Annotated in this window: 2 protein-coding genes (1 of these 2 running past the window's edge); both read left to right on the top strand. The window is 75.4% G+C overall.

The features are described 5' to 3' along the window. Positions 1–45: 45 nt before the first annotated feature. Positions 46–13,332 (top strand): SDR family NAD(P)-dependent oxidoreductase, encoded by a 13,287-nt coding sequence (locus J7E94_RS27530; protein WP_215019509.1) that lies wholly within the window; start codon positions 46–48, stop codon positions 13,330–13,332. After that, positions 13,329–17,031 carry the 5' portion of a non-ribosomal peptide synthetase gene (locus J7E94_RS27525; protein WP_215019508.1) on the top strand. The gene runs 980 nt beyond the window's last position, so the window shows 3,703 of its 4,683 coding nt (coding positions 1–3,703); it begins with the start codon at positions 13,329–13,331; its stop codon lies beyond the right edge, outside the window. The genes J7E94_RS27530 and J7E94_RS27525 overlap by 4 nt, the downstream gene beginning before the upstream one ends.

The raw sequence follows: 17,031 nt of genomic DNA, 5'->3' as shown, positions 1-17,031 counted from the left end.
GGGCCCGATCACGCCCCCGCATCGCCGACCACCAGGAGAGAACACGTGGACCGAAGGTCCGTTCGCTGTGCCCTGCGCCTGAAGCGGGACAACCCGATCGTCGACGACCACCGGGTGCACGGGGTGCGCACCCTGCCGGGTGTCACCTTTCTCGACATCGTCTACCGGCTGCTCGCCGCCCGCGACGTCCCCCTGGACCGCACCGAGTTGAGCGACGTGCTGTTCGTCGAGCCGGTGGTCACCACGGACTCGTTCGACCGTGAACTGACCGTCGACATCACACCCGATGGCGCCGTCTTCCGGGTGACAGCGACCAGCCGCCGGATCCGCGACGGACAGCCCGTCGACGACAGCGTGACCACCCACCTGCGGGCCACCCTGCGCACCGACCTGCCCCCGCTCACCGGAGCCGCCGCACTCCAGCCGTCCGGCATGCCGCGTGACGTCGACGAGGTCTACGCCACCGGCCGGTCGGCCGGCATCGAGCACCGGGCGTTCATGCGCTGCGCGGGAACCCTGCGCGCCACGGCGGACCGGGTGCGTGCCGAGATCGCGCTCGGTGACGAGGCGCGGAGCACGGTGGGGGACTTCCTGCTGCACCCCGCCCTGCTCGACGGCTCGACCATGCAGTCGTACGCGCTCGCCTTCGACGGCGCGGACGCGGACGGGCGCCCCCTCATCCCCCTGCACATCGGTTCCTTCCGCGCCGCCCGCACCCTCGGGGACGCCTGCACCGTCGACCTGCGCATGCACCCGGCCGGAGCCGGTGCCGGGGACGACGTGGTGAAGGCCGACATCGAACTGCGCGACGGATCGGGCGCGTTGGCTGCCCGGTTCACGGACCTGACCTTCAAGCGCGTCCGCTCCGCCGTGGCGATCACCCGGCTCGCCGCCGAGCGGACGGAGCCGTCCCCGCAGGCCGCGGCCCCGGCCGTCCGCGCCCGACCGGAAAGCCCCGCCGAGCCCGTCCGCGCCGACGCCGGACCGGTGGACCTCCGGGCCGAGGTGGTCGAGCTGGTCCGCCGGGCGGTCGCCGACCCCGCACTGGTGGTCGAGGGCGACCGGGGCTTCTACGACCTCGGCCTGGACTCCTCCCACCTCCTCACCCTGGTGCGGCTGTTCGAGGAGCACTGGGACATCGCGCTCTACCCGACCCTGCTGTTCGAGTACCCGACCGTCGACGCGGTCGCCGCTCACCTCGCCGGACTGCTGCCCGCCGAGCGGCCCGCCCGCCCGGCCACCTCCGCCCCTGCGGCGGACACCCCCGCCCGGACCCACTGCCTGACCGGCCTGTGGCAGGCGGCGCCGCGCCCCCTCGCACCGGCCGCCGGACCCCTGCTGGTCATCGGCGACCAGCGGGTACGGGCCGACCAGATCACCGTCCGGCGCGGTCCCGCCTTCCGCCGGACCGCCCCCCACTCCTACGAGCTGCGCCCCGCCGAGACCGGGGACCTGAGGCTGCTCCTCGCCGACCTCTCCGGACAGGGCACGGCCCCGGAAGCGGTCCTGCACGCCGCGGACCAGGACGCCGCCGGCCTCCCCGAGGCCGTACGGTCCGCCTGTGCCGAGGTGCTCGCCCTGGCCCAGGTCCTCGCTGACCGCCCGGTCCCCGTCGTGCACGTGGGCCCGGGCCCCGTCGCCGCCGCCGTGGCCGGACTGGCCCGCACGGTGCGCCTGGAGCAGCCGCGCCTCGCGATCACCGCCGTCGAGTCCGACGGCCCCGCCGACGCGGACGCCCTGCTCGCGGAGTTCACCGACCACGGGGAGTCCTGGGTACGGCACGCCCCCGGCGGCCGCCACGTCCGCCGCTACCGCGACGCCGACCCCGGCCCTGCTGTCCCCCTCCGGCCCGGCGGCGTCTACCTGATCACCGGCGGCGCGGGCGGCATCGGCCGGGAACTCGCCGCCCGGATGACCGCGCGCGGAGCCACGCCCGTCCTCGTGGGACGGACGCCGCGCCCGGCGTCCGAAGGCCCCTACGTCCGCGCCGACATCACGGTGCCCGCCGAGGTCGACGCCCTGATCAGCGGCATTCTCGAACGGCACGGCCGGCTGGACGGCGTCGTGCACGCGGCCGGCGTCCTGCGCGACGGGCTGTTCACCACGAAGCCCGCCACGGACCTCGCGGCGGTCCTCGCGCCCAAGGTGCGCGGAGCCGTGCTGCTGGACGAGGCCACCCGCCACCTGGACCTCGACTTCTTCGCCCTGTTCTCCTCGGTGACCGGCGTCGCAGGCAATGCGGGGCAGAGCGACTACGCGGCCGCCAACGCCTTCCTCGACGCCTACGCCCGCGACCGCGGACTGCTCTCCTTCGCCTGGCCGCTGTGGGCCGAGGGCGGTATGCGCACGGACGCCGCCGCCAAAGCCCTGTTCGCCCGGCAGGGCCAGGCCCCGCTGCCGACCACGGCGGGCCTGGACGTGTTCGAGCGGGCCCTCGCCCTGTCCGGCACCGAGCTGGTCGTGCTCCACGGCGACCCGGAACGGGCCCGCGAAGCCCTGGGCCTCACCCCCGCCGACGCCGCCCCCGCCGGGGCCGTCTCCACCGGCACCGCCCCCACTGGCACCGCCCCCACTGGCACCGCCCCCACTGGCACCGCCCCCACTGGCACCGCCCCCACCGGCACCGCCCCCATCGGGACCGCCGCCGCCCCCCGGCCCGCGGAGACCCACGGCACACCGGAGGCCGACGACCGGGACATCGCGGTGATCGGCGTCGCCGGCCGCTACCCGATGGCCGAGGACCTCGACCGGTTCTGGAGCAACCTCAGCGCCGGGCGGGATTGTGTCACCGAGATCCCGGCGGACCGCTGGACCTCGGAGGGGTTCTACCGGCCCGACCGCGCGCCCGGCCACTCGTACAGCAAGTGGGGAGGATTCCTGGAGGGCATCGACGAGTTCGACCCCGGCTTCTTCCGGATCACCCCGCGCGAGGCCGCGGGGATGGACCCGCAGGAGCGCTTGTTCCTCCAGACCTCCTGGCACGCTCTGGAGTCCGCCGGGCTCACCCGCGCCGACGTGGCCGGCCGCATGGTCGGCGTCTTCGCCGGAGTGATGTTCAACCAGTACCAGATGCTCGGGCTGGGTGCCGAGGACCGGCTGCCCGTACTGCCGACGTCCTTCTCCTCCGCCGTGGCCAACCGCGTCTCCGCCTTCCTCGACCTTCGCGGCCCCAGCCTGGCCCTGGACACCATGTGCTCCTCGTCCCTGACGGCGCTGCACCTCGCCTGCGAGAGCCTGCGGTCCGGGGACAGCGAGCTGGCGCTGGCGGGCGGGGTGAACCTGATCGTCCACCCGTACAAGTACCTGCACCTGAGCCAGGTCGGCTTCGTCTCCTCCGACGGCCGGTGCCGCGCCTTCGGCGCCGACGGCGACGGCTACGTACCCGGCGAGGGCGTCGGGGTCGTCGTGCTCAAGCCGCTCGCCCGCGCCCTGGAGGACGGCGACCGGGTCCTCGCGGTGATCAAGGGCAGCGCCGTCAACCACGGCGGGCGCGCCGGGGGGTTCTTCGTCCCGAACCCCGCGGCGCAGGCCGACGTGGTGCGCCGGGCCCTGGCCAGGGCGGGCGTGGACCCCGCCTCCGTCGGCTATATCGAGGCGCACGGCACGGGCACCTCCCTCGGCGACCCCATCGAGATCACGGCCCTCTCCCAGGCCTACGGCGACGCGCGGAGCCGGCTCGGATCGGTGAAGTCCGGCATCGGACACCTGGAGTCGGCCGCGGGCATCGCCGGACTGACCAAGGTCCTCCTCCAGCTGCGCCACCGCACCCTGGTCCCCTCCCTGCACGCCGACCCGGCCAACACGAGCATCGACTGGGACTCCACGGGCCTGCGCGTCCAGCGCGAGAGCGAGCCGTGGCCCGCCGGAGCCGCGGGCGGCCCGCGCCGCGCCGGCATCAGCGCGTTCGGCGCGGGCGGGTCCAACGCCCATGTCGTCGTCGAGGAGTTCCCGCAGCAGACGCCGCCCGCCGAGGGCCCCTCCACCGCCGGACCGCAGGTGGTGCTGCTCTCCGCACGCACCCCGCAGGCGCTGCACGAGCTGGCCGAGCGGTACGTGGAGCCGACGGCGGGCGACCCGCTCGACGCGGTGGCCGCAGTGGCCGAAGCGGCCGGCCTCGCCGGCGCCGACCCGGAGGCCGAGCTCGACGAACTCGGCCTGGACGTCGCCGACCTGCGGCGGCTCGCGCGGGTCCTCGCCGACCGGTTCCCGGGACGGGCCCCGCACGTCGACGCCCGTTCTACCCTCGCCGCTCTCGCCGAGGCCGTCTCGGCGGGCGCCGGACCGGAGGCCGCGCTGGCCGACATCGCGTACACGACGCAGATCGGCCGGGAAGCCCTGGAGGAGCGGCTCGCCGTGGTCGCCTCCGACACGGCCGGACTGCGCACCGCCCTCCGCGCCTTCCTCGCCGGCTCGCCGGCGCCGGGCCTCCACCGGGGCACCGTCACCGGGCAGCGCCCCGCCGGTGGCCCGCTCGCGGCGGGCCCGCTGCCGGCCGACCCGTCCGCGTGGGCGCGCAGCTGGGCGGAGGGCGCCGCACCCGACTGGCGGGCCCTGCACCGCGACCGGCAGCCGCGCAAGGTGGAGCTGCCGCAGTACCCGTTCGCCCGCGTGCGGTGCTGGGTCGACGTACCGGCCCCGCAGCAGACCGCCCCTGCGACCGCCGGGGCCGCTGCCGAGCCCCGCGTCGAGCCGCTCCCGCTGGACGTACCCGCCTGGGAGGCCGTCCCGACGCCCACCGCGCTGCCGGCGCCGGACGGTCCGGTCGTGGTGCTCCACGCCCCCGCCCGTGCGGGCCTGGCCCGCGAGCTGGCCGCCCGTCACGAGGACGCCGTCCTCGCCGAACTGGGCACACCGATCCGGGTGACACCCCGACTGGTCTACGTCCTGACCGGGCCCACCGACACCGCCGACACCACCGTGAACGAGGCCGAGCGGGTCGCGCGCGCCGAGGACGCGGGCGTCAAGGCCCTCGCCCCGTACGCCCGGGCCTGGTCCCGCCGGCACACCCTCGACTGGGTGATCGTCACCACCGGCGCCGCCGCCCCGCCCGGCCGCTCCGTCACCGACCCCTACGCCGCAGGGATCACCGGCTTCGCCCGGGTCATGGAGAACGAGCACCGCGGCTGGTCCGTAGCCTGTGTCGACCTCGACCCCGCCCACGCGTCCGCCGCCCTCCTGGCGCCCGCGCCCCGCGGAACGCGCGTCGCGTACAGCGGAACCGTCCGCCACGCTCAGGTCCTGCGGCCCGCCCCGGCCGCCGACGGGCCCGTCCCGCTGCGCCGGGGTGGCACCTACGTGATCGTCGGAGGCGCCCGGGGCATCGGCCTGGCCATCGCCCGTCGCCTCGCCGAGGACTGGGACGCCCACGTGGTGCTCGTCGGCCGCAGCGAGCTCGACGACGCCGACCTCGGGGACCGGATCCGCTACGCCCGCGCCGATGCCACCGACCCCGGCCGGCTGGCGGCCGTCCTCGACGCGGCGGGCCCGGTGCACGGCGTCGTACACGCGGCGCTGGTACGGCGCGACCGGCTCGTACGGGACCTCACCGACACAGACCTCGCACAGAGTCTGGCGGCCAAGTCCGGCGTCGCCGCGGCCCTCGTCGACGCCATGCGCGGACGGAACCCGGACTTCCTGGTGTTCTTCTCCTCCGCCCAGTCCTTCCTCGGAGACCCCGGCCTGGCCAACTACGCCGCCGGCTCCACCTTCCTCGACGCCTACGCCCACGCGCTCGACGCCCGCCTGCCCTACCCGGTGCGCGCCGTCGACTGGGGCTTCTGGGGCACCGTCGGGGCAGTGGCCGACGACACCCACCGGGACCGCCTGACCGCGGCCGGCTTCCGGTCCATCACCCCCCGGGCGGGCTTCGCCGCGCTCGTCGAGACGCTCCGGGGGCCGGCGCCCCAGAGCGTCGTCGTGCCCGGCACCGAGGCCCTGCGCGAGCGCATGGCAGCGAACAGGAAAACGGAGAGCACCGACGTGACGCCCACCAGCGGGCGGCCGAACGCCGCCGACCTGCGCGTGGTGGAGGACTTCCACGCGCTCGACCGACAGATGACCCGCATCGCGGGCGGGGCCCTGCTCGCCCTGCTGGAGGGCCTGGGCACCTGGCACGGACCCGACCCCGACGCGGACGAGGTCCTGCGCCGGGTGGGCGTCACCCCCCGGTACGAACGCCTGCTGCGCACCGTGCTCGACGCGCTCGTGGGCGACGGCCTGCTCACGTCATACGCCGGGCGCCTGCGCCCGGCCCCGGACGCCCTGGCCGCCGCCCGCGTCGGCGGGCACCTCGGACAGCTCGCCGCCCTCGCCGACGCGCACCCCGAGTCCGCCGTCTTCGTACGGCTGCTGGCCCTGTGCCTGGAGCGCTACCCGGAGCTGCTGCGGGGCGAACTCCTCGCCACCGACCTGCTGTTCCCGTCCTCCGGCACCTCGCTCATGGAACGCGTGTACCGCGGCAACCCCATCAGCGACCTCTACAACGACCTGCTCACCCGCCGCCTCGTCGCCCACGTGGAGGAACGCCTCGCCGGTCTGCCCGCTGACGCCACCGTCCGTATCCTGGAGGTGGGTTCGGGCACCGGCGGTACCTCCGCCGGACTCCTGCGCGCCCTCGCACCGTACGGCGGCCGGCTCGAGTACTGGTACACCGACCTGTCGGTGACCTTCCTCGCCCACGGCCGGCAGGAGTTCGGCGCCCAGTACCCCTTCCTGCGGTTCAAGCGCCTCGACCTGGACACCGACCCCGTCGGCCAGGGCTTCGACGAGGGCGGCTTCGACCTCGTGGTCGGCGCAAACGTCCTGCACGCCACCTCGGACGTCGGCCGTGCCCTGCGCCACCTGCGAAGGGTCCTGCGCACCGGCGGCGAACTGCTCCTCAACGAGCTGACGACGGTCACCCTGTCCGGCACGCTCACCTACGGGCTGTTCGACGGCTGGTGGGCCCACGGTGACACCGGCCTGCGCCTGTCCGGCTCGCCGCTGCTGGACGTTCCCGGCTGGACCGGAGTGCTCGGCGGGGCCGGCTACGAGGCGGTGACGGCCTCGCCGGACTCTGCCCGGACCACCCGCAACTTCCAGCACGTCCTGGTGGCGAGGGCGGCGGCCGGCGTCACCGCACCCGCCGCCCCGCGGGCGACGGGGACTACGCAGGCCCCGGCAACCACACAGGCCACCGGGGCCGCCACGGCCGCCTTCACGGACACGTTGCTCGACCTGACCTCCGACGCCTCCGGCATCCCCGTCGGCGAACTCGACCTCGACCGGCAGATCGGTGACTACGGCTTCGACTCGGTCAGTTACAACCTCCTCGCCAGCCGGCTCAACGAGGCCTTCGACCTGGACGTGACGCCCGCGCTCTTCTACGAGACCCCCACCCTGCGGGCCCTCGCCGACCGTCTCGCGCGTGACCATCGCAAGGCACTGCCCACCGCGACGCCGCCCGTCGCGCCGGCCCCGGAGGACCGGCCCGCCACGACCTCGGCCGCGCGCCCCGTCGACCCGGAGGCGATCGCCGTCATCGGAATGAGCGGACGGATGCCCGCCAGCGCCGACCTCGACGCGTTCTGGGAGCACCTGGTGGAAGGAGACGACCTGGTCACCGACGTCCCCGCCGACCGCTGGGACCGCCACGCCCTCCCGGAGGGCGTGCACGCGAGCCGCGGCGGCTTCATCCACGACGTTGACCGCTTCGACCCCCTCTTTTTCGGCATATCCCCGCACGAGGCCGAGGGCATGGACCCCCAGCAGAGGCTGGTGCTGGAAGGGGTCTGGACGGCACTGGAGGACGCCGGCCTTGCGCCGGGCAGCCTCGCGGGGGCCGACGCCGGACTGTTCATCGGGGCGGGATCGAGCGACTACGACGAGATCCGCAAGGCCTCCGGCGTGCCCGTCGACGCGCACGCCGCCACCGCCACCGCACACTCCATCCTCGTCAACCGGGTCTCCTACCACCTCGACCTGCACGGCCCGAGCGAACCGGTCAACACCGGCTGCTCCAGCTCCCTGGTCGCCATCCACCGGGCCGCCGAGTCCATCCGCTCGGGCGAGTGCGACATCGCCGTGGCCGGCGGGATCAACCTGCTGCTGTCCCCGCACAACCACGTCCTCCTCAGCAGCACGGGCATGCTGAGCCCGACCGGACGGTGCCGGACCTTCGACGCCCGCGCGGACGGCTTCGTACGCGGCGAGGGCTACGGATTCGTGGTGCTGGCCCGCGCCGAGCGGGCCCAGGGCCGTCAGGTCCGGGCCTGGCTGCGCGGCAGCGCCGTCAACCACGGGGGCCGGGCCCGGTCCCTGACCGCGCCCAACCCGGCCGCCCAGGCGGCGATGATCGTACGGGCCCACGAGCGTGCCGGAACCGACCCGGCCACCCTGGGCTACCTGGAGACGCACGGCACCGGCACGGAGCTCGGCGACCCGGTGGAGATCAACGGCCTGCGGCTGGCCTTCGACGAACTGCTGAACCGCCGGGGCACGCCCCCGCCGGCCGAGCCGTACTGCGCCATCGGAGCGGTCAAGGCCAACATCGGCCACCTGGAATCCGCTGCCGGCGCCGCCGGAGTGATCAAGGTGCTCCTCGCGATGGAGCACGGCGTGCAGCCGCCGCTGGCCGGACTGCGGGAACAGAACCCGCACCTGCGCCTCGACGGCAGCCCCTTCCAGCTGCTCCGCTCGGCGCGGGCCTGGCCGCTGCCGGCCGCAGGGCCGCGCCGCGCGGGCGTCAGCTCCTTCGGCTACGGAGGCGTCAACGCCCACGTCGTCCTGGAGGAGGCGGGAGCCGCGCCCGAGGTGCGGCGGCCGCACGGCCCCTGGGTGTTCCCGCTGTCCGCACGCACCCCGCAGGCCCTGCGCCGGTACGCGACCGCACTGTTCGAGGCCGTCGAACGGGCGGACCGGACACCGGAACTCGCCGACGTGGCCCACACCCTCCAGCACGGCCGCGACGCCATGGCCGAGCGGCTCGCGGTCACCGCCGCCGACCGGTCCACGCTCGTCGCCGCCCTGAAGGCAGCCGCCGACGGCACCGACCACCCGGCGCTGGCCCGGCCCGCCGGCGGGACGGACGCCGACCGCTGGGTGGCCGGGGACGCCGTGGACTGGTCGGCGGGCGGGGTCTCGATCCCGCTGCCCACCTACCCGTTCGAACGCCGCCGGTGCTGGGTCGCCCCGGCGGCAGTGGCCCCGTCGGCTGAGGCCACGGCCCCGGCGAGCACGGACCCGGCGTCGGCGTCCCCGGCCCGGGCGGGTGTCTACGCCCCGCGCCGGCAGCCGATCGCCGACGTGGCCCTGCGCGGACCGGTCACCGGCCCGGTCTGGGTGCTCGGCCCCGCCGAACTGCCGGGGGACGGGGTCCACCGGATCGGCGCGGCGCCGCTGGAGTCCCTGCCGACCCCCGTCGCGGTCCACGCCGTGATCGAGGGCGAGCGCGGGGTCCTCGACCTCTTCCGGATTGTCCAGCACCTCCAGGCGCGCCCCGGAGCGGGCGGCGAACTCGCCCTGACGGTCGTGACCCGCGCCGCGACCGCCCCGGCGTCGGCCGCCGCACTGGGCCTCGCCCGGTCGGTGCGCAGCGAGTGCGAGCGCTGGCGGGTGGCCACCGTCGACATCGGCCCCGAGGACCCGACGGCGGTCCCCGTCGCCGCCCCCGGCGACTACGCGCTGCACGCCGGACGCTGGTACCGGGAGGTGCTCGAGCCCGTCGACGCCACGGCCCGGGCCGTGCCCGTCCTGCGCGAGGGCGGTACGTACGTGATCGTCGGCGGGACCGGCGACGTCGGCCTGGACATCGCCGAGCAGCTCGTACGGCGTCACCGTGCCCGCGTCGTCCTCGTCGGGCGCTCCGCGCCGGACGAGGTCCGGGCGGCCCGGATCAAGGCCCTCGACCCCTCGGGCACCCGCATGGAGGTCCACCGGGCGGACGCCTCGCAACCGGGCGAGATACGCGCCGTGCTCGACCGGGTGGGCGTCGTCCACGGGGTCCTGCATTCGGTGACCGTGCCGAGCGACCGTTCGCTGGCGGCCATGGACGAGGAGTGGTTCCTGCGGGGCATGGCGGCGAAGAGCCGCACCACCGAGGCCCTCGCCGAGGCGCTGGGCGACCGGCGGCCGGACTTCCTGGCGCTGTTCTCCTCGGTGCAGTCCTTCCTCGGCAACCCCGGCCAGGCGGCCTACGCGGCCGGGTGCACCGCCCAGGACGCCATCGGCCGCGCGCTCGCCGCGCGGCTCCCCTACCCCGTCCGCGTCGTGAACTGGGGGGCCTGGTCGGGCTCCGCCCTCACCGAGCGCCACCTGGGCCGGCTGGCCGCGGCAGGGGTCCACCCGCTCTCGCCGGAGGCGGGATTCGAAGCGCTGAGCCGGGTGCTCGGCCGACAGGAGGTTCAGGTGGCAGTGGTCTCGGGCACGGACGAGTTCCTCGGCCGGATCGGTGTCCCTGCGGCCGACGCGGACGTACGGCAGCGGCCCGCGGCCGCGGCCGCGCCCGAGGCCGGGTCCTCCTGGCGCGCCGCGGCGGCCGACGAGATACTCGCCGTCCTGCGCGAGGTGGCCGGCATCCGGCCCGAGGAACTCGCGCCGGACGACCTGCTCAGCCGGTTCGGCTTCGACTCGATCACGTACACGCGGCTGAGCTCCCGGATGAACGCCCGCTGGGACCTCGACCTGACCCCGGCCACGTTCTTCGGCGTGGCCACCGCCGACGAACTGATCGGCAAGATCCTCCGGCAGCACGGAGCGGCTCTCGAAGCGCACTTGAGGGTGGAAGCCCTGCCCGTGGCCACGGCATCCGGCCCGGCCTCGGCACCCGACCAGGCCACGGCATACGACGAGCACCCGGCAGCCGAACCGGCCCACGCCTCGGAACCGGCCCGCGCGCGGTCCGTGGCCGCCGAGGCCTCCCCGGCCGCCTCCGTCCGGGCCGCCGCACCGGCGCCCGGCACCGGCGAGCCCGTCGCCGTCGCCATCGTCGGCATGGCCGGCATGCTCCCCGGATCGGACGACCTGGACGCGTTCTGGGAGCACCTGACGGCGGGCGACGACCTCGTCGACGAGATCCCGGCCGACCGCTGGGACTGGCGCCGCCTGTTCGGGGAGCCCACGCCCGGCGAGTTCCGCACGACGGCGAAGTGGGGAGGGTTCCTGCCCCGGGTCGACCTGTTCGACCCGCAGTTCTTCGGCATCTCCCCCCACGAGGCCGTCGCGATGGATCCGCAGCACCGGCTCGTACTGGAGGCGTCCTGGAGCGCGATCGAGAACGCCGGCATCCGGCCCTCCGCGCTCGCCGGCACCGACACGGGCGTCTTCATCGGCAGCAGCACCTACGACTACTTCGAGCTCCAGCACGCCCTCGGCGTCCCGCTCGACGGCTATAGCACGGTGGGCAGGGCCCACGCGATCATGTCCAACCGGGTCTCGTACCTGCTGGACCTGCACGGCCCCAGCGAGACCATCGACACCGCCTGCTCCTCCTCGCTCGTCGCCGTCCACCGAGCGGCCGAGGCGATCCGCGGCGGCGACTGCGAGGTCGCGCTGGCGGGCGGAGTGAACGTCATCGCCTCGCCGACGCTGTTCGTGGACATGAGCCAGGCCGACATGCTGAGCCCGGACGGCCGCTGCCGTACCTTCGACGCGCGCGCCAACGGCATCGTCCGTGCCGAGGGCGTGGGCGTGGTGGTGCTCAAGCGGCTCGACGCGGCGATCGCCGACGGCGACGTCATCCACGCCGTCCTGCGGGGCAGCGCCGTCAACCACGGCGGCCGCACCAACTCGCTGACCGCCCCGAACCCGGACGCGCAGGCCGCCTGCATCGTCAAGGCGCACCGGCGCGCCGGTGTGGACCCGCGGACCGTCGGCTACGTCGAGACCCACGGCACCGGCACCGAACTCGGCGACCCCGTCGAGGTCGAGGGCCTCAAGTCGGCCTTCGCGGAGCTGTACGCCGACCACGGCGCGGCCCCCGGGCAGCCGCACGTGGTGCTGGGCGCGGTGAAGACCAACACGGGCCACCTGGAGGCGGCCGCCGGCGTCACGGGCCTGATCAAGGCGCTGCTCGCGATGCGCCACGGGTCGATCCCCGGCAACGTCCACCTGGAGAAGCTCAACCCGCACCTGCGTCTTGAGGGCGGCCCGCTGCGCCTGCCGTCCGGGAACGAGCCCTGGAACCGGGTCCGCACGGCCGACGGGGCCGAGGCGCCGCTGAGGGCGGGAGTGAGCTCCTTCGGCCTCGGCGGGGTCAACGCGCACCTGGTGGTGGAGGAGTACCGGGAGACGCCGGTCCTCCCGACGGCGGGGGAGCGGCTGTTCGTCCTGTCGGCGAAGACCCCGGAGCGGCTGCGCGACTACGCGGCGCGCCTGGCCCGTTGGGCCGCGGACCACGAGGACGTGGACCCGGCCGCCCTGGCCCACACCCTGAGCACCGGCCGGGAAGCCTTCTCCGAGCGGCTCGCGGTCGTCGCCGACTCGCCGCGTGCGCTGGCGGCCGCCCTGGAGGCGTGGCAGGCCGGCGGACCGGTCCCGGGCGTCTTCGCGGGGGACGGCAAGGACGCCACCACCACCCTGCTGCTGGACGGCCCCGAGGGCGGCCGGTATCTGCGGGCCGTGGTGGACGCGGGCCGACTGGACAAGGTCGCCCGGCTGTGGGTCGGGGGCGCCCCGATCGACTGGGCGGAGCTGTGGCCGGGAACGGCGCCCCGGCGGGTGCCCGCACCGACCTATCCCTTCGCCCGGGAGAGCTACTGGCTCACGCCCGGAGCCCGCTTCGACGCCCTCCAGGCGGCCGAGGCGGGACTGGTCGCCGACACCGGGGCCGAGGCGGATGCGGACACCCCTGCCACGGCCGGGCCGCGGACACCCGCCGCCGTGGGGACTGCCGTCCCCGTGGAGACGCCCGCCGCCGCACAGCCGGCCGAGGCCGGGGCTCCCGCCGGAGACGACGCCGAGGGCGCCGTCCGTAGGCACGTACGCGGGCTCCTCGCGGCCCACCTGGGCATGCGGCCCGAACGCCTGCCGCTGGACCGGGCGTTGTCGGACGCGGGAGTGGACTCGCTGGGCCTGCGCCGACTGAGCCGCCGCCTCGGCGCGGACTACCAGGTGGAGGTGCCGACCCGGATGTTCGGGGTGGCCCAGACGGTACGGGCGGTGGCCCGGGCCGTGTTCGAGGCGTACGGGCCACTGCCCGCGCCCCAGGAGCAGACGCAGAAGCAGGACCAGGAGCCCGATCCGGCTCCCGCCGTCGCACCGGTGGACCAGGTGGCCGTTCTGCTGGCCGGGCTGCGCGACGGAACCGTCCGCGTGGACGACGCGCTGGCCGTACTCGAGGGAGGGGCGGGCCGATGAGCACCGACCTGCGTGAACTGCTGGCGGCGATCGCCTCCGGCAAGCTGTCCGACGAAGTGGCCGAGCTGCTGGTACGGGGCCTGGTCGACGCGACCGCTCCGGCCGCCGCACCCGCCCCGGCCGCGCCCGCGGCCGCCGCCCCGAAGGCGCCCACCGGGCCCTACCCGCTCAGCCGCGGGCAGGCCGCACTGTGGGCCCTGCACGCCGACGATCCGCAGACCGTCTCCTACAACCTGCCGCTAGGCCTGTGGCTCGGGCAGGACGTGCAGGAGGACCGGCTCGTCGAGGCGCTGGCCGCGATGGTGCGCAGGCACCCGGAACTGGGGATCTCCGTACGCCTGGACGCCTCGGGGCCCGTCCAGGAGGTCACCGGCCGCGCCCCGGAGGTGACCCGCCTGGACCTCGGCCACGTGACCGACGGGGAGTTCGCCGCCCGCGTGCGCAACCTGGTGCGCCGCCCGTTCGACCTGGAGCAGGACCCGCTGTACCGGATGTGGCTCGTCGCCGCCCCCGGCGGCGCCACCCTGCTGCTCCTGGTGTTCCACCACCTGATCACCGACGGGGTCTCCAGCCACCTGCTGCTGCGCGACATCGTCGCCTGCCACGACGCGCTCGCCCAGGGCCGTGAGCTGCCGCCGGTCGAACCCGCCGCGCCCTACGCCGAGTTCGTGGAGTGGCAGCGGACCATGCTCGCCGCCCCGGAGACGGAGGAACACCGGCGCTGGTGGCTCGACCGGCTGACCGGTGCCTCCACGGCGCCGGTCCTGGACGCGCTCGCCGACCGCCGACGCACCGGATCCGGCTCGCACACCCGCGGCGAGATGGTGCAGTTGCGGCTCCCGCACGCCACCTGGGCGGCGGTCCAGGACACCGCCCGTGCGGGCGGGCTGACGCCCTTCAGCGTCGTGCTCGGTGCCTTCCTCGCACTGCTGCACCGCCACTCGGGACACCGCGACCTCAGCGTGATGGTGCCGACCGACGGCCGTCCCGCGCAGCGCTTCGACCGCACCGTCGGCTACCTGATCAACCCGGTGGTCCTGCGCGTGGACTGCGACCCCGACCACAGCTTCGGCGAGCTCACGGCCGCCGTCGGAGCCCGGATGGCGGAGGCCGAGGAGCACAGCGCGTACCCCTTCGCCTCCGTCGTCGACGACCTGCGCCGCACGGCCGGCACCGCGGCCGGCTTCGACATCGGCTTCTACATGCAGCAGGGAGTCGGCGGCGACCAGGACATGGCGGCCGGGCAGACCGTCTTCCGCGACGCGCTCGACCTGACCCAGGAGGGCGAGAACGACCTCGTCGTCGAGGTGGTCGTGCGCGACACCGGCGTACTCCTCTACTTCAAGTACGACCCGGAGCGCTTCGACCGCTCCACCGTCGAACGGCTGGCCGAGCACTACCGGCTGCTGCTGGACACGGTGACGGCCGATCCCTCCGTACGCCTCGGGGACCTCGATCCCGCCACCCCCGCCGAACGCCGCACGGTCGAGCGGTCCAACACCACCCGCGCCGAACGGCCGCGCGACGTCACCGCCGCCGACCTGGTGCTCGCCCGCGCCCGGCGCGACCCCGGGCGCACCGCCGTCGTCGACGCGACGGGCTCGCTGACCTACGGGGAACTCGCCGGGCAGGTGCACGCCCTCACCCGGATCCTCACCGAGCACGGGGTACGCCCGGGCGACGTCGTGGGCGTCCTCGTCGCCCGCCGGGCCGCGCTGATCGTGGCCCTTCTCGCCGTCCAGAGCGCGGGAGCCGCCTACGTCCCCCTCGACCCGGACTTCCCGGCGGCCCGGCTCGCCCACATCACCGCCGACGCGGCACCCACCGCCGTGATCGTCGATCCGCACCTGGCCGACCGGCTGCCCGCGGACGCACCAGGCGTGCGCGTCCCCCTGACCGGCCTGGAGTCCGAGGCGCAGACCATTGCCCCGGTCGCCCGCCGCGACGACGACCTCGCGTACGTCCTCTACACCTCCGGATCCACGGGCGAGCCCAAGGGCGTCGAGGTCTGCCACGGCAACCTCGTCAACCTGCTGGCCGCGACCGCCGAGCGGCCCGGCTGCTCCGAGGACGACACCCTGCTGGCGGTGACCACCGCCGGGTTCGACATCTCGGGTCTGGAGCTGCTGCTCCCGCTGACCCGGGGCGCCACCGTCCACATCGCGCCCGAGGATGTGGTGCGGGATGGGTTCGCGCTGGCCGATCTCATCGGCGACGCCGGCGCGACGGTCGTCCAGGCCACCCCGGCCACCTGGGAGATGCTGCTGCACGCCGGCTGGACCGGACGCGTGCGCAGGCTGCTGTGCGGCGGCGAGGTCCTCACCACCGAACTCGCGGACCGGCTGCTGGACCGGTGCGACGAGCTGTGGAACATGTACGGGCCGACCGAGACGACCATCTGGTCCTCCGCCCAGCGGATCCGGCGGGGCGGACCCGTCACCGTGGGCACCCCGCTCGCCAACACCACCTTCCGCACCGCCGGTCCCGACGGCGCCCCCGTGCCCTTCGGCGCGGTCGGTGAACTGCTCATCGGCGGCGACGGCGTCGCCCGCGGCTACCGGGGCAAGCCGGAGCTGACCGCCGAGCGCTTCGTGCACGATCCGGCGACCGGGGAACGGCTCTACCGCACGGGCGACCTCGCCCGCTGGTCGGCGGACGGGGACATGGTGCTGCTCGGGCGCGCCGACCGTCAGGTCAAGCTGCGCGGCCACCGCATCGAACTCGGCGAGATCGAGGCCGCCGTCCGGCGCGCCGGAGCGGCGGGCACCGCCGACGGCATCGGCGACGTCCGGGTGGCCGTACGCGAGGACCTGCCCGGGCAGCCGCGTCTGGTGGCCTTCGTCCAGGCCGCCGCGGAGGCCGCGGAGGCCGCGGTCGGGCGGATCCGGGCCTGGCTGCCCGAGTACATGGTCCCCTCCCGCACGGTCGCGCTGGCGCGCTTCCCCCTGACCCCCAACGCCAAGGTGGACACCGGCCCGCTGACGCGCCTGCCCATCGAGGAACTCGTACGCCGCTTCGGACACGAGGACCGCTCCGCCGCACCGCAAGGGGAAGCCGGCCTCCGGCCCTGGCCGGCCGGCCCCGCAGACCTCGCGGAACGGCTGCGCCGGAGCGCGGCGGCCGTCGCCGGGCTGCCTGCCGAGGAGATCCCCCTCGACCGGCCACTGGGCGAGGTGGGCTTCGACTCGATCGGCTTCACCCGCCTCGCGGTGGCGCTGCGCGAGCGGTTCGGCGTCACGGTGCGCCCGACCGTCTTCTACGCCCGCCCGGACCTCACCTCGCTGGCCGCCCACCTGAGCGCGGCCCACCCCGAGGCGTTCGCCGCGACGGACCGCCGGCCCACCACTCGGACCGTGTCCGAGCCGATGGTCGCGGCGCCCGCCGCGCCGCACGGATTCGCGCCGGTGGCCGTCGTGGGCATCGGCGGACGGCTGCCCTCCGCCTCCGGCCTGGAGGAGTTCTGGCAGCACCTCGCCGCCGGACGCGACCTCACCCGGCCGTACCCCATGGAACGGGGCTTCTCCGCACGGGTGTTCCCGCAGGGCCTGCGCGGCTCCTTCGTCGAGGACGTGGACGCCTTCGACGCGGCGCTCTTCCGCATTTCCCCCCGGGAAGCGGCGCAGATGGACCCCCAGCAGCGCCTGCTGCTGCATGCCGCGCACGAGGCCGTGCTCGACTCCGGCCAGGTCCCGGGCGCGC

It is taken from the genome of Streptomyces sp. ISL-94 (assembly GCF_018614075.1).
Classification (GTDB): Bacteria; Actinomycetota; Actinomycetes; order Streptomycetales; family Streptomycetaceae; genus Streptomyces.
The sequence above is the reverse complement of the archived record's forward strand: the minus strand, read 5'-3'. Positions and strand labels throughout refer to the sequence as shown.